Raw genomic sequence first — 15,475 nt, 5'->3', positions numbered from 1 at the left:
AAACCAAAGTGGCGGCGACTGACAGGCTCAATTGTCAGCAAAAGTCGCGGATCACGCGGCTTTCGGTTTTGGCGGAAACTTCGGTGCGTGCAGACCCAGCTGCATGCCTTGGCGAACCATGGCCATGATGTCTTCATGGGCCACGTCGAACAGACGCTTGAGATTCGGCAGGACAAAGTACAGCGGTTGCAGGATGTCGATGCGATACGGCGTGCGCATGGCTTCCAGCGGGTCGAACGCCTGATGCTCGGGCTCGTCCGACAGCGAGTAAACGGTTTCCTTCGGCGAAGACAGGATGCCGCCGCCATAGATGCGTTTGCCGTGTGGGGTATCGACCAGGCCGAATTCGATGGTCATCCAGTACAGGCGCGCCAGGTACACGCGCTCTTCCTTGCTGGCCTGCAGGCCGAGCTTGCCGTAGGTATGGGTGAATTCGGCGAACCACGGATTGGTCAGCAGCGGGCAGTGGCCGAAGATCTCATGGAAAATGTCGGGTTCCTGCAGGTAGTCCAGCTCTTCGCGGGTGCGGATGAAGGTGGCCACCGGAAACTGTTTGCTGGCGAGCAATTCGAAAAAAGTCTGGAACGGAATCAGCGCCGGAACGCGTGCGACCTGCCAGCCGGTGGTCTCGCCGAGCACTTTATTGATTTCGCCGAGTTGCGGAATGCGGTCATGGGGCAGACCGAGTTTTTCGATACCGTCCAGGTACTCCTGGCACGCGCGACCCTCGATCACTTTCAGCTGGCGGGTGATCAGCGTGTTCCACACCGCGTGTTCTTCGGCGGGGTAGTCGATAAAACCTTGCGCATCGGGCTCGCGGGCCACGTATTGCGTCTGTTTCATACTGCTCTCCTGCTAGGGGAATGTCGTTCTTGTTATGTCCAGCGATGGGCTCAGGATTACCCGAGAGTGCGGTGGGATGCAGTAGGTTGAACGCGGTACCTGCAGGAATGATCGCTGTATTTCGTAAAAAAATCGTTACGCTTTGGCCGGTATCGCGCTTTTGCGGTGATTTTCAGATTTGAAAAGGGTTGTGGCTGTCACATAATCTTGACAACTATCTGCGCGCCTCGACAGAAAAGTGAGACCAGAGCGCGCCACGAAACCCTGTGGGAGCGGGCTTGCTCGCGAAAGCGGTGCGTTAGCCACCATTCATTCAGCTGACACACCGCCTTCGCGAGCAAGCCCGCTCCCACAGGGATTGTGTTTAACCCCTCATCCTCGTCGGGTCTCTTTATATGCGCATCAAAGTCCACTGCCAGAACCGCATCGGTATCCTGCGCGACATCCTCAACCTGTTGGTGGAATACGGGATCAACGTCGCCCGCGGCGAGGTCGGCGGCGAGCACGGCAATGCGATCTACCTGCATTGCCCGAATCTGATCAACATCCAGTTCCAGGCGCTGCGGCCGAAGTTCGAGGCGATTGCCGGGGTCTTCGGCGTCAAGCGGGTCGGGCTGATGCCCAGCGAGCGGCGGCACATGGAGCTCAACGCGTTGCTCGGGGCGCTGGAGTTTCCGGTGCTGTCGATCGACATGGGCGGCTCCATCGTGGCTGCCAACCGGGCGGCGGCGCAGTTGCTTGGGGTGCGGGTCGATGAGGTGCCGGGGATTCCGCTGTCGCGTTATGCCGAGGACTTCGACCTGCCGGAACTGGTGCGCGCCAACAAGTCGCGCATCAACGGCATGCGGGTCAAGGTCAAGGGCGACATCTTCCTGGCCGACATCGCCCCGCTGCAATCGGAGCATGACGACAGCGAGGCCATGGCGGGTGCGGTGTTGACCCTGCACCGCGCCGACCGTGTCGGCGAGCGCATCTATAACGTGCGCAAGCAGGAGCTGCGCGGCTTCGACAGCATCTTCCAGAGTTCCAAGGTGATGGCGGCCGTGGTGCGCGAAGCGCGGCGCATGGCACCGCTGGATGCGCCGCTGTTGATCGAAGGTGAAACCGGCACTGGCAAGGAGCTGCTGGCGCGCGCCTGCCACCTGGCGAGTCCGCGCGGGCAGTCGCCGTTGATGGCGCTCAACTGCGCCGGATTGCCGGAGTCGATGGCCGAGACCGAGCTGTTCGGCTACGGCCCCGGCGCGTTTGAAGGCGCGCGCGCCGAAGGCAAGCTCGGTCTGCTGGAACTGACGGCGGGCGGTACGCTGTTTCTCGATGGCGTCGGTGAAATGAGCCCGCGCCTGCAGGTGAAGTTGCTGCGCTTTCTTCAGGATGGCTGCTTCCGCCGTGTCGGCAGTGATGAAGAGGTTTATCTGGATGTGCGGGTGATCTGTGCAACCCAGGTGGATCTGTCGGAGCTGTGCGCGCGCGGCGAGTTTCGCCAGGATCTGTATCACCGCCTGAACGTGCTTTCACTGCACATTCCGCCGCTGCGCGAATGCCTCGACGGCCTGACGCCGCTGGTCGAGCACTTCCTCGATCAGGCCAGTCGGCAGATCGGTTGTGCGCTGCCGAAACTGGCACCGGCGGCAATGGATCGCCTCAGTCATTACCATTGGCCGGGCAACGTGCGGCAGCTGGAAAACGTGCTGTTCCAGGCGGTGTCGCTGTGCGATGGCGGCACGGTCAAGGCCGAGCATATCCGTCTGCCGGACTATGGCGTGCGTCAGCCGCTTGGCGATTTCTCGCTCGAGGGTGGGCTGGACGAGATTGTCGGGCGTTTCGAGAAAGCGGTGCTGGAGCGGCTGTACTCCGAACACCCGAGCAGTCGGCAGCTGGGCAAACGGCTCGGCGTCTCGCACACCACGATTGCCAACAAGTTGCGTGAGTACGAAGTCGGCAAGGAGCCAGGCAGCGCCTGATCACCCCCGCGCGGATCACCCCACGTGGATCACCCCCACGCGGATCACCCCACGTGGATCACACCCGCGTTGATCGTTCCCACGCTCTGCGTGGGAATGCCTCAATGGACGCTCTGCGTCCGCTTTGGGACGCGGAGCGTCCCGGGCTGCATTCCCACGCAGAGCGTGGGAACGATCGGCGTAGGAGCAATCGGCGGTCAGCGCTCGGTGTTCGGCGGTCAGCAATCGCGGTCAGGCGTTTGCCGCCAAGCGGCATGACACCGCCGGTTTTTCGTCTTCGATACATTTCCCTGCTCCCCGCAAAATCGCGCAAGTCCTTTGTTTACCGGGCCGCAGGCCGCCAGAAAAAAGTTGGTCTGCAAATTGCTTATGGCTGAGCAGTACAGCGGTGGGCGGCAAACGTCCGGCATGCAGAGGAAAGAGCGTGGACAAGTACCTTTATGTGGCAATGACCGGCGCCAGCCAGAACGCACTGGCGCAGAAGGCTCATGCCAACAACCTGGCGAACATCTCCACCAACGGTTTTCAGCGCGACCTGGAGCAGGCGCGTTCGATGCCGGTGTTCGGTGACAGCTTTCCGGCGCGTGCGTTTGCCATGAGCGAACGGCCGGCGACCGACTTCACCCCGGGCTCGCTGGTGGAAACCGGGCGTGACCTCGACGTCGCCGTCAGCGGCAACGGCTGGATTGCCGTGCAGAACCCCAACGGTGGCGAAAGCTACGTGCGCACCGGCAGCCTCAACATCGACGCCCTGGGCGTGTTGCGCGCCGGCAACGGCATGCCGGTGATGGGCAATGGCGGGCCGATCGCCGTGCCACCCGAGCAGCAGGTCGAAGTCGGTGAAGACGGCACCATCAGCATTCGGGCGATGGGCGAAGGCCCGCGCGTCATGGCCGAAGTCGACCGGATCAAACTGGTCAACCCGGACATCAAGAACATGAACAAGGGCCTCGACGGCTCGATTTACACCAAGGACGGCCAGCCGGCGCCGGCCGATGCCAACGTCAAACTGGTGTCGGGATTCCTCGAGTCGAGCAACGTCAATGCCGTGGAAGAGATGACGTCGGTGCTGGCCCTGGCCAAGCAGTTCGAGTTGCACGTCAAGATGATGAACACCGCCAAAGACGACGACCAGGCCATGGCTCGGGTCTTGCAGATCAGCTAATTATCAGAACGTCGCGCCGTAAAACAGGCGCACGAGGAGAATCGAATGCTTCCGGCTCTATGGGTTGCCAAAACCGGTCTGTCCGCCCAGGACACCAACCTGACCACCATTTCCAACAACCTGGCGAACGTCTCGACCACGGGTTTCAAACGTGACCGCGCCGAGTTCCAGGACCTGCTGTATCAGATCAAGCGTCAGCCAGGCGCCCAGTCGACCCAGGACAGCGAACTGCCGTCGGGTCTGCAAGTGGGTACCGGTGTGCGCATCGTCGGCACCCAGAAGAACTTCACCGCCGGCAGCCTGCAAACCACCGAGCAGCCGCTGGACATGGCCATCGACGGTCGCGGTTTCTTCCAGATCCTGCAACCGGACGGCACCACGTCCTACACCCGTGACGGTACTTTCCACCTCGACTCCAATGGCCAGATCGTCAACGCCAGCGGTTTCGCCCTGGAGCCGGCGATTGTCATTCCGAACAACGCCCAGACCTTCACCGTCGGCCGTGACGGCACCGTGTCCATCACCGTCGCCGGCAACGCCGCGTCGCAAGTGATCGGCAACCTGCAGACCGCCGACTTCATCAACCCGGCCGGCCTGCAGGCGGTGGGCAACAACCTGTTCCTGGAAACCGCTGCCTCCGGCGCGCCGCAAGTCGGCACCCCGGGCCTCAACGGTTTCGGCACCACCCTGCAGAACACCCTGGAAACCTCCAACGTCAGCACCGTGGAAGAGATGGTCAACATGATCACCACCCAGCGCGCGTACGAGATGAACTCCAAGGTGATCTCCACCGCCGACCAGATGCTCTCGTTCGTAACGCAGAATCTGTAATCAAGTCTATGGGGCGGCCATGAGGCCGCCAGCAACACCGTGAGGTAGGGTCATGAAACGCTTCGTATCTGTTCTGGCATTGGGTGGGGTCGTCTCGCTCGCGGGCTGCGTCGCACCGACGCCCAAGCCCAATGACCCTTACTACGCCCCGGTGTTGCCGCGTACGCCGTTGCCGGCGGCCGCCAACAACGGCTCGATCTATCAGGCCGGTTTCGAACAGAACCTGTACAGCGACCGCAAGGCCTTCCGGGTCGGTGACATCATCACCATCACCCTCAACGAGAAGACCCAGGCGAGCAAGAACGCCAACTCGCAAGTGGCCAAGAACAGCAAGACCGGCCTCGGCCTGACGTCGTTGTTCGGCGGCAGTGGCACCACCAACAATCCGCTGGGCGGCAACGACCTGAGCCTGGACGTCGGCTACAGCGGCGACCGCGCAACCAAGGGTGACAGCAAGGCCGCGCAGGGCAATACCCTGACCGGTTCGATCACCGTGACCGTCGCCGATGTATTGCCCAACGGCATCATCGCCGTGCGCGGCGAGAAGTGGATGACCCTCAACACCGGCGACGAGCTGGTGCGGATCGCCGGCCTGGTACGTGCCGATGACATCGCCACCGACAACACTGTGTCGTCGACCCGGGTCGCCGATGCGCGCATCACCTACTCGGGCACCGGCTCGTTCGCCGATGCGAGTCAGCCAGGCTGGTTCGACCGTTTCTTCCTCAGCCCGCTGTTCCCTTTCTAGGTGGCTACGTTGAATCTGAAAAGCTTCATGCTGGCGGCGGCCATGATGTCCGTTGCCTTGGGTGCCCACGCCGAGCGGCTGAAAGACATCGCCAGCATTTCCGGCGTGCGTTCCAACCAGTTGATCGGCTACGGCCTGGTGGTCGGGCTTAACGGCACCGGCGACCAGACCACGCAGACCCCGTTCACCCTGCAGACTTTCAACAACATGCTCTCGCAGTTCGGCATCAAGGTGCCGCCGGGATCGGGCAACGTGCAGTTGAAAAACGTCGCGGCCGTTTCGGTCAGCGCCGATCTGCCGGCGTTCGCCAAACCGGGTCAGCAGGTCGACATCACGGTGTCCTCGATCGGTAACTCCAAGAGCCTGCGCGGCGGCACGCTGTTGCTGACCCCGCTCAAGGGGATCGACGGCAACGTCTACGCCATCGCCCAGGGCAACCTGGTGGTCGGCGGTTTCGATGCCGAGGGCCGTGACGGCTCGAAGATCACCGTCAACGTTCCGTCGGCCGGTCGCATTCCGGGCGGTGCCTCGGTCGAGCGTTCGGTGCCGAGCGGTTTCAACCAGGGCAACAGCCTGACGCTCAACCTCAACCGTTCCGACTTCACCACGGCCAAGCGCATCGTCGACAAGATCAACGACATGCTCGGCCCTGGCGTGGCGCAAGCCATCGACGGCGGTTCGATTCGGGTGACGGCGCCGCTCGATCCGAGCCAGCGCGTCGACTACCTGTCGATCCTGGAAAACCTCGAGGTCGACCCGGGTCAGGCGGTGGCGAAAGTCATCATCAACTCGCGCACCGGCACCATCGTCATCGGCCAGAACGTGAAAGTCTCGCCGGCCGCCGTGACCCACGGCAGCCTGACCGTGACCATCACCGAAGACCCGATCGTCAGCCAGCCCGGCCCGCTGTCCAACGGCCAGACCGCGGTCGTGCCGCGTTCACGGGTCAATGCCGAGCAGGAAGCCAAGCCGATGTTCAAGTTCGGCCCGGGCACCACCCTCGACGAGATCGTGCGCGCGGTGAACCAGGTCGGCGCGGCACCGGGTGACCTGATGGCCATCCTCGAAGCCTTGAAGCAGGCCGGCGCGTTGCAAGCCGACCTGATCGTGATCTGAGGACGGCGACCATGGATATGCGCAAGAGCGGTCTGGTCGGCAGCAGCGACTCGGGTTCGTACTCCGACCTCAATCGCCTCAACCAGCTCAAGGTCGGCGACAAGAACAGCGATGCGAACATGCGCAAAGTGGCGCAGGAATTCGAATCGCTGTTCCTCGGCGAAATGCTCAAGTCGATGCGTTCGGCCACTGAAGCGCTGGGGCAGGACAACCCGCTCAACACGCCGGCCGCCAAGCAGTATCAGGAAATGTACGACCAGCAGTTGGCCGTGTCGCTGTCCCGCGAGGGCGGGGGTATCGGTCTGGCCGACGTGCTGATGCGCCAGATGTCGAAGAACAAGCCGATGGCGCCGGGCGAGGCTGCCGCCGCGTCCGCCGCCAAGCAGGAAGAGGCCAGGGCCAAGGCCGCTGCCGTGGCGACGCCGATTGCCGCCGGCACCGTGGCCACCCAGGGTCCGTTGTCGCGCCTCAATGGCGAGCGGCCGCTGTGGGCCTCGCGTTCGGTGCATGCGCCGAACACCGAGCTGAGCCACCGCAACGACATGGAAATGATCAACCAGCGGCGCCTGGCCCTGCCGCCGAAACTGGCCGATCGCCTGCTGGCCGGCCTGGTGCCTTCGGCGACGCCGAGCATCGCCAGTCAGTTGCCGTCACGCGCGACAGCGGCGACGGCAGCCACCGCGGCCACCGCCAGCGGTGCCGGCCCGCTGTACAACGGCGACTGGTTGGCCCGTGCCGAAGACGCCAAGGCGTCCGGCGGGCAGATGCAGGTCTACGGTCGCGCCATGGCGCAGATTCCGCTGGCCCCGGCCAAGCGTGCGTTCAGCTCCGCCGACGAATTCGTCAACACCATGCTGCCGATGGCCCAGGAGGCTGCCGCGCGCATTGGCGTCGATCCGCGCTACCTGGTGGCGCAGGCGGCGCTGGAAACCGGCTGGGGCAAATCAGTCATGCGCGCCCAGGACGGCAGCAGCAGTCACAACCTGTTCGGGATCAAGGCCAGTGCCAACTGGAAGGGCGATTCGGCCCGGGCGATCACCAGCGAGTTCCGCGATGGGCAGATGGTCAAGGAGACGGCCGAGTTCCGTTCCTACGCCTCGTACAAGGACAGCTTCCACGATCTGGTGACTTTGCTGCAGACCAACAATCGCTATCAAGATGTCGTGAAGTCGGCCGATAACCCAGAACAGTTTGTACGCGAGTTGCAAAAGGCCGGTTACGCGACCGACCCGAACTACGCGACGAAGATTTCGCAGATAGCCAAGCAGATGAACAGTTTCCAAAACTACGCTGCGGCGGGCGTTTCCACCACGCCTTTATAAGGCACAAGGTATAAGGTCTGAACCATGAGTTTGCTCAATATCGGGATGTCGGGTCTGGCGGCCAGCCAGTCCTCTCTGGCTACGACAGGCAACAACATCGCCAACGTCGACACCGCCGGTTATTCACGCCAGCAAACCGTGCAGGGCACCAAGTCCTCGCAGCAGTTCGGCAACGTTTTCATCGGTACCGGCACCACGCTGGCCGACGTGCGCCGGGTGTACAACTCTTACCTGGAATCGCAGCTGCACACCGCCACCTCGCTCAATAGCGAAGCGGTCGCGTACCAGGGCCAGGCCACGGCGCTGGACGCTTCGCTGTCCGATACCAACACCGGCCTGACCGGGGTGTTGCAGAAGTTCTTCACCTCGATGCAAGGCGTCTCGACTTCGGCCACCGACGACACCTCCCGCCAGTCGGTACTGACCGGCGCGCAAGCCCTGACCAGCCGCTTCAACGCCCTGGCCAAGCAGCTGAACGACCAGAACACCACGCTCAACGGCAGCCTCGGCGACATGGCGTCGCAGGTCAACAAACTGGCCACCTCGATCGCCAATCTGAACCAGAAGATCGGCGAGATTTCCACCAGCGGCGGCCAGCCGAACGATCTGCTCGACACCCGCAACGAAGCGGTGCGCCAGCTCTCCGAACTGGTCGGCGCGCAGGTCGTCGAGCGCGGCAGCAGCTTCGACATCTACGTCGGCAGCGGCCAGCCGCTGGTGATCGGCAACACCACCAACACCCTGAGCACGGTGCCAAGCAAAGACGATCCGTCGCGCATGGGCATTCAGATGGATCGCGGTTCGAGCACCATCGACATCACCTCGGTGATCAGTGGCGGCGAAATCGGCGGCCTGCTGACCTACCGCAAGGAAGTGCTCGACCCGTCGCTCAACGAACTGGGCCGTGTCGCACTGGTCGTCGCCGATCAGATCAACAGCCAGCAAGCGCAGGGCATCGACAAGAACGGTGACTTCGGCGCAGCGCTGTTCAATAACATCAACAGTGCCGCCCTGGTCAGCCAGCGCAGCATCGCCCAGGCGGGCAACAGCGCCGGTTCGGGCAACCTTGACGTCACCATCAAGGACACCGGCAAGCTGACCACCAGCGATTACCAGGTCACCTTCACCAGCGCCACCAACTACTCGGTCAAGCGCTCCGACGGCACCGACATGGGTTCGTTCAGCACCACGACCACGCCGCCACCGGTGATCGACGGTTTCACCCTGGCCCTCAATGGCGGTGCGCTGAGCGCCGGTGACACCTTCAAGGTGACCCCGACCCGCAACGCGGCGGCCAGCATTCAGACCGTGCTCACCGACCCGAAGAAAATCGCCGCGGCAGCGCCGTTGACCGGCGTGGCCAGTGCCAACAACGCCGGCACCTACACCCAGCCGACGCTGACCGACTCGATCGACATCTACAATCCGGCGTCGCAGGCCGAGCTGCAGAACGCGCTCAAGTATTCGACCCCGGTCAAACTGGTGTTCGGCGCCGTCAGCGGCGGCAGCCAGTCGTACAACATGGTGGATGCCAAGGGCGCCACCATCGGCAGCGGCGTGATCGTGCCGGGCCAGGCCAACACCCTGAACCTGAAGATCGGCATGGTCGACTCCACCGGTGCGCCGGTGATGGATACCAGCGTCACCCCGAACGTGCAGAAAACCTTCACCGTGCAGACCACCGTGGGGGCGACGCCGAAGGTCGGCGAAACCTTCACCATCAACCTGACCGGCGCGGCGTCTTCGGACAACCGCAACGCCCAGGCACTGGTCGGCCTGCAAACCAAGCAGACCGTCGACACCGGTACGGCGAGCAAGGGCATCAGCCTGACCGACGCCTACAACAAACTGGTGACCAACGTCGGTACCAAGGCGGCGCAGGGCAAGTCGGACAGCGAGGCCACCGAGGCGATCCTGACGCAGGCCAAGGGCGCGCGCGATTCGCTGTCCGGGGTCAACCTGGATGAAGAAACCGGCAACCTGGTCAAATACCAGCAGTACTACACCGCGTCTTCGCAGATCATCAAGGCTGCGCAGGAAACTTTCAGCGTGCTGATCAACAGCCTTTAAGGAGTCGTAATCCATGCGCATTTCCACCGCCCAGTATTACGGAACGCAAGCTGCGGACTATCAGCGTAACTTCAACAAGGCGCTGGCCACCGCCAGCGAGGCGAGCAGCCTGCAGCGCATCAACACCGCCGCCGATGATCCGATCGGTGCCGGGCGCCTGCTGCAACTCGGTCAGCAGAGCGCGATGCTCGATCAGTACAAGGGCAACATCGACACCACCAAGAGCGCGCTGACCGTTCAGGAGTCGACGCTGACGGCGATCACCTCGGCGCTGCAGCGCGCCAAGGAAATCGGCCTGGCCGCCAACAACGGCATCGCCACCGACGCCGACCGCAAGGCTTACGCCTCGGAACTGGGGCAGATCCAGCAGCAGGTGCTGGGCCTGATGAATTCCAAGGACGCCAACGGCAACTACCTGTTCGCCGGCTCCAAGACCGATACCGCGCCGTATTCGCAGAATGCCGACGGCACCTACACCTACAACGGTGACCAGACCCAGATCAACCTGGGCATTGGCGATGGCCTGTCGGTGGCGACCAACACCACCGGTTGGGACGCGTTCCAGCAGACCATCAACACCAGCCGCACCCAGACCAGCATGACCGCTCCGGCGGTGGATGACGGTCGTGTGGTGCTGTCCAACGGCATCGTGGGCACGGCCGCGACCTACAACGCCAAGTTCGCCGGCGGCCAGCCGTACACCGTCAGCTTCGTCAGCAGCACCCAGCTGAAGATCACCGATGCCCTGGGCAACGACGTGACCACCGAGGCCAGCCAGAACGGCGCGATCACCAACAGCAACGGGGCCAACCAGACCGTCAGCTTCCGTGGTGTCGACCTCAAGCTGAACATCAACCTCAAGGCCGGTGACACCAACCCGGACGCCGTCATCGCCGGGCACACCTTCCAGCTGGCAGCCTCGCCGGACTCGTTCACCACCACCCGCAGCCCGGGCAACCCGTCGACGGCGGTGATCACCGGCTCGAACGTGACCGATCAGGCGGCGTACACCAACACCTTCCCGTCGGGCGGCTCGGCGATCCTCAAGTTCACCAGCGCCACCGATTTCGACCTGTACGCTGCGCCGATCACGGCCGACAGCAAGCCGGTCTCGTCGGGCACCGTGGTCGCCGGCAATGCCACGGCCGCCGGCGTGACCTTCGCCGTGGGCGGCACGCCGGCGGCGGGTGACCAGTTCGCAGTCCAGTCGAACAACCACCAGACCCAGAACGTGCTCGACACCCTGGGCCAGATGGTCACGGCGCTGAACGCGCCGATCGACGGTGATTCGGTGGCCAAGCAGAAATTCCAGGGGGCGATGGAGTCGGCGCTGGGCAACATCGACAGCGCTGCCAACCAGATCGGCTCGGCCATCACCTCGATCGGTGCCCGTGGCCAGTCGCTGGATGACCAGACCACCACCAACCAGAGCCTGAGCCAGGCGAACGCCACCACCCAGGGTTCGATCCGCGATTCGGATCCGGCCGAGGTGATGACCCGCCTGACCTTGCAGCAGACCATGCTGCAGGCTGCGCAACTGGCGTTCAGCAAGATCAGCCAGCTGGGTCTGTTCAACAAGATCTGACGGTAGCCGGGCGCGCGAGCGCCCGTGGTTTCCTGTTCCTTCAATAGTTAATGTCTTTAGCGGTTTCAAGGGCTCGCTTTTCTGAGCGGGCTCGCACCGCCTGTGAGCCCGCCGTGAATTCACTTCCTCTCGTCAGCCTGGTCATTCCTGCCTTCAACCCGCGTTTTTTCGAACGGGCGTTGCTCAGTGCGGTAAGCCAGGGCTATGGCAATCTCGAAATCATTGTCTGCGATGACAGTCGTGGCAGCGAAATCGAAACCGCGGTCAACGCGGTGATCGAGAGCAGCGGCGTGGCCGTGCGCTATGTGCGCAACCCACGGACCCTGGGCCTGGTCGGCAACCTGCATGCGTGCCTGGAGCAGGCGCAAGGCGAGTTCATCAAGTTCCTCTGTGATGACGATCAACTGTTCGCCACCTGCATCGAGCGTCAGGCGCAGATGCTGATCGATCAGCAGGACGTCAATCTGGTCCTGGCCCAGCGACTGTTCTGGGATGCCGACGATCGGCCGCTGCCGTCGCGCCTGGAAAACACCCCGTTGTCGCCCGTCTGCGGGCTGTTCAAGGGGGACGACCTGCTGGCGATCTTCGAGAATTTCCCGGTCAACATTCTCGGCGGGTTCAGCAATGCGCTGTTTCGCCGGGCCGACGTGCTGGAGCTGCTGCCAGCCCTGACGACCCCTGATCATTGTTTTGTCGCCAGCCTCGATTTCGCGCTGTACGTGTGCCTGCTGCGCCGCGGCAACCTGGTGGTGTCGAACCACGTACTGAGTATCGAGCGTCTGTACCCGGAACGTTTGAGTGGCCAGCAGGCCATGCGCGATGCGGCCGCGGCCGAGCGCCAGTGGTTGCAGCAGATGCTCAAGGCGCGCAGCGGCGAATCGGCGCCGGCGCAGGGCTGGGTGCGTTATGTACCCATCACCAAGGCCGCCGAGGCGCCGCGGGTCTGGGAAGAATTGCCCCTGAGCCGCACCCTCGGCACCAAGCAGACCACCCAGGACTGGCACGTCGGTATCGCCAGTGTCAGCTTCGCCGAACTCTACGCGCAGTGGCTGGCCTGCCGCAGCCTCACCGAAGGCCAGCGCGAACTGCTGCCGGACACCCTGGCCGCGTGGCCGCGCGTACCGAAAATCGTCCCGCTGATTATCGACGACAAGGGCAGTCGTTCGGCGCTGGACCTGACCCTGCAATCGCTCGCTGCGCAGGAATACCTGCCGGAGCTGACCATCGTCCTGTCGGCGTCCTGCACGGCTGCCGAACTCGATGAGCGTGTGCTGCGCATGCCGCTGCAGGACGACTGGCAGCAGCAGATCAATCAACTGTTGCCGCAGCTCGACGGCGCCGACTGGTTCTACCTGCTGCGTGCCGGTGATCGCCTGGTGGTGCCGGCCTTGCTGGTGATGGCCGAGCGCATCGCCCTGTCGCGCAGCGTGACCTGCCTGTACAGCGACGAGGGTGGCCTGAGCGAGGGCGAATCGACCGAGCCGGTGTTCAAGCCGGACTTCAATCTCGACTTGATGCGCAGCTACCCTTACGTCGGCCGCGCGCTGGCGTTCGAGCGTGAGCGCTTCCTGGCGCTGGGCGGTTTCGACTCGGCATTCGGCGAACTGGCGCCCCACGATGTGCTGTGGCGCATGGTCGAGAACGATGGCACGCAGGTGGTCGGCCACGTCGCCGAGGTCCTGCTGGAGTCGGCGTTCGACCTGGCCAAATGGCTGTCCGAGCCGCAGATGGCCGAGGCCAACGCGCAACTGCTCGGCGCGCACCTGGAGCGCCTGGGTGTCGCCCACGACATCCGTCGCGGCAATGCGCCGTTGCTCAATCGCGTCGACTATCTGCATGCGCGCCAGCCGCTGGTGTCGATCGTCATTGTCAGCAAGGACCAGACCGCCGCCGTGCAGCGCTGCGTCGAGAGCCTGCTGGAGAAAACCACCTACACCGAATACGAATTGCTGCTGGTCGACAATGGCAGCGAAAGCGGCGAAGCACGGCTGTGGTTCGACGGCATGGCGCAACTGGGCAGCGAGCGCATTCGTGTGCTGGACTGCCCGCAGCAGGACAACCCGGCAGCGCTGCGCAATGTCGCCGTGGGCCAGGCGCGCGGCGAGTATGTGTTGTTGCTCAACCCGTACGCCGTCATCACGCACGGCGACTGGCTGGCGGAAATGCTCAACCACGGCCAGCGCCCGGAAGTCGGCGTGGTCGGCGCCAAGCTGTTCAACCCGGACGGGCGCATCCTGCACGCCGGCCTGATCCTCGGTCTGCAAGGGCCGGCCGGTGTGCCGTTCTACGGTGAATCGCTGCAGTCCACCGGTTACATGTACCGCTTGCTGGTTGCCCACGATCTGAGTGCGGTCGGCAGCGATTGCCTGCTGGTACGCAAAGCGCTGTTCGACGCGATCGGCGGCCTCGACGAGCAGCACCTGGCGCAATCGCTGAATGAAGTCGACCTGTGTCTGCGGGTGGGACGCGAAGGTTATCTGGTGGTCTGGACGCCTTATGCGCAATTGGCGCTGGGTGCGCAACCGGCGGTGCCGCCGAAGGACGGCGAAGAGGCCGCGCGTGCCCAGGAGCAGGAAACCTTCTACAAGCGCTGGCTGCCGATCGTGGCGCGGGATCCGGCGTACAACGCCAACCTGTCGCTGCACGGCCTGGGTGGCTCGAGCTTCAGTCTCGACCCCGGCCTGCGTACTGGCTGGAGCCCGTTTTCCCAGCCGCAACTGCCGAAGATCCTGGCCTTGCCAGTCAACGCCTCGGCCATCGGTCACTACCGGGTGACCCAGCCGCTGATCGAGCTGGAAGCGGCGGGCCGGGCCTTGGGCCGTATCCATTACAACCTGCCGACGATCATCGAAGTCGAGCGCCAGTCGCCGGACGTGATCGTCCTGCAGGGGCGCTATGCCGAGGCGCCGATCAACGAAATCCCGACGCTGCAAAAGTATTCGAATGCGCGGCGCATCTACGAACTCGACGACTACGTGATCGACGTGCCGCACCGCAACGCGCACATCCGCAACATGCCCAACCGCGACGAGATGGAAAAACTGGTGCGGCGGGCGATCGGCATGTGCGACCGCGTGGTGGTGTCCACCGCGCCGCTGGGCAATGCGCTGTCGAGCATGCACAGCGACATCCGCGTGGTGCCGAACATGCTCGCCAAACACATGTGGAGCGACCTGCACAGCCAGCGCCGCACTTCGAAAAAACCGCGCGTCGGCTGGGGCGGCGGCACCAGTCACCACGGTGACCTGGCGGTGATCGCCGATGTCGTGCGCGAACTGGCCAACGAAGTCGACTGGGTGTTCTTCGGCATGTGCCCGGACGACCTGCGCCCGTACATGCATGAGTTCCACGGGGTGATCGGCCTCGACGTGTACCCGGCGAAACTCGCCAGTCTCAACCTCGACCTGGCCCTGGCACCGCTGGAATTCCACATCTTCAACGACTGCAAGAGCAACCTGCGCCTGCTCGAGTACGGCGCCTGCGGCTACCCGGTGATCTGCACCGACACCGAGGCCTATCGCGGCTATTTGCCCTGCACGCGGATCAAGACCAACAGCACCGACGAATGGCTGCAGGCCATCCGCATGCACCTGGCCGATCCGGACGCCAGCTACCGCATGGGCGACCAGCTGCGCGAAATCGTCCTGCGCGATTACGTGCTGCGTGGCGACAACCTGCGGTACTGGGAGAATGGCTGGCTGGCGGATTGATCCGTTCGCACAGGCCTTGTTGAAACCACAGGCGACCCTGACCGGTCGCCTGTTTTTTTTGCCTTTTTTTCCTGCTGAAAACACCGCTGACAGCAGACTCATCGAGCTGGCGCGTTTCCTGCAA

At 63.5% G+C, this 15,475-nt stretch carries 10 protein-coding genes; 9 read left to right on the top strand and 1 reads right to left on the bottom strand.

The annotated features are described in order from the left end of the window. Positions 1-51: 51 nt before the first annotated feature. Entirely contained in the window at positions 52-843 is a 792-nt protein-coding gene (gene phhA, locus QRN70_RS07940; RefSeq protein ID WP_285416818.1) for a phenylalanine 4-monooxygenase, read from the bottom strand. A gap of 395 nt (positions 844-1,238) precedes the next feature. Between phhA and QRN70_RS07935 the strand changes: the two genes are divergently transcribed. The 9 genes from QRN70_RS07935 to QRN70_RS07895 all read left to right on the top strand — a co-directional run bounded on the left by QRN70_RS07935 (position 1,239) and on the right by QRN70_RS07895 (position 15,351). Further along, the gene (locus tag QRN70_RS07935) at positions 1,239-2,804 is read left to right on the top strand and encodes a sigma-54-dependent transcriptional regulator (RefSeq protein ID WP_285416817.1); all 1,566 of its coding nucleotides are present in this window, start codon (positions 1,239-1,241) and stop codon (positions 2,802-2,804) included. Positions 2,805-3,228: 424 nt separating this feature from the next. After that, the gene (locus QRN70_RS07930; protein WP_285416815.1) at positions 3,229-3,969 is read left to right on the top strand and encodes a flagellar basal body rod protein FlgF; all 741 of its coding nucleotides are present in this window, start codon (positions 3,229-3,231) and stop codon (positions 3,967-3,969) included. 45 nt (positions 3,970-4,014) lie between these two features. Next, positions 4,015-4,800, top strand: a complete 786-nt coding sequence (flgG, locus tag QRN70_RS07925; protein ID WP_007958342.1) for a flagellar basal-body rod protein FlgG — start codon at positions 4,015-4,017, stop codon at positions 4,798-4,800. A gap of 52 nt (positions 4,801-4,852) precedes the next feature. Continuing rightward, positions 4,853-5,548: a flagellar basal body L-ring protein FlgH gene (flgH, locus tag QRN70_RS07920; RefSeq protein WP_285416813.1), complete on the top strand. Its 696-nt coding sequence runs from the start codon at positions 4,853-4,855 to the stop codon at positions 5,546-5,548. Between the two features lie 27 nt (positions 5,549-5,575). Further along, positions 5,576-6,664 carry a flagellar basal body P-ring protein FlgI gene (locus QRN70_RS07915; protein ID WP_285418049.1) on the top strand — a complete coding sequence of 363 codons (1,089 nt, stop codon included), beginning with the start codon at positions 5,576-5,578 and terminating at the stop codon, positions 6,662-6,664. Between the two features lie 11 nt (positions 6,665-6,675). Then, on the top strand, positions 6,676-7,986 hold the full coding sequence (gene flgJ, locus QRN70_RS07910; RefSeq protein WP_285416812.1) for a flagellar assembly peptidoglycan hydrolase FlgJ: 1,311 nt from the start codon (positions 6,676-6,678) through the stop codon (positions 7,984-7,986). 24 nt (positions 7,987-8,010) lie between these two features. After that, entirely contained in the window at positions 8,011-10,056 is a 2,046-nt protein-coding gene (gene flgK / locus QRN70_RS07905) for a flagellar hook-associated protein FlgK (protein ID WP_285416810.1), read from the top strand. 13 nt (positions 10,057-10,069) lie between these two features. After that, on the top strand, positions 10,070-11,641 hold the full coding sequence (locus QRN70_RS07900; RefSeq protein WP_285416809.1) for a flagellar hook-associated protein 3: 1,572 nt from the start codon (positions 10,070-10,072) through the stop codon (positions 11,639-11,641). A gap of 113 nt (positions 11,642-11,754) precedes the next feature. Further along, positions 11,755-15,351: a glycosyltransferase gene (locus tag QRN70_RS07895; protein WP_285416807.1), complete on the top strand. Its 3,597-nt coding sequence runs from the start codon at positions 11,755-11,757 to the stop codon at positions 15,349-15,351. Positions 15,352-15,475 lie beyond the last annotated feature (124 nt).

Source organism: Pseudomonas sp. efr-133-TYG-5, assembly GCF_030209175.1.
GTDB lineage: Bacteria > Pseudomonadota > Gammaproteobacteria > Pseudomonadales > Pseudomonadaceae > Aquipseudomonas.
The sequence above is the reverse complement of the archived record's forward strand: the minus strand, read 5'-3'. Positions and strand labels throughout refer to the sequence as shown.

Coding starts and splice junctions, on each gene's coding strand:
- flgJ (WP_285416812.1), top strand. CDS start 6,676: ATGGATATGCGCAAGAGCGGTCTGGTCGGCAGCAGCGACTCGGGTTCG.
- QRN70_RS07900 (WP_285416809.1), top strand. CDS start 10,070: ATGCGCATTTCCACCGCCCAGTATTACGGAACGCAAGCTGCGGACTAT.
- flgK (WP_285416810.1), top strand. CDS start 8,011: ATGAGTTTGCTCAATATCGGGATGTCGGGTCTGGCGGCCAGCCAGTCC.
- flgG (WP_007958342.1), top strand. CDS start 4,015: ATGCTTCCGGCTCTATGGGTTGCCAAAACCGGTCTGTCCGCCCAGGAC.
- QRN70_RS07915 (WP_285418049.1), top strand. CDS start 5,576: ATGCTGGCGGCGGCCATGATGTCCGTTGCCTTGGGTGCCCACGCCGAG.
- QRN70_RS07935 (WP_285416817.1), top strand. CDS start 1,239: ATGCGCATCAAAGTCCACTGCCAGAACCGCATCGGTATCCTGCGCGAC.
- phhA (WP_285416818.1), bottom strand. CDS start 843: ATGAAACAGACGCAATACGTGGCCCGCGAGCCCGATGCGCAAGGTTTT.
- flgH (WP_285416813.1), top strand. CDS start 4,853: ATGAAACGCTTCGTATCTGTTCTGGCATTGGGTGGGGTCGTCTCGCTC.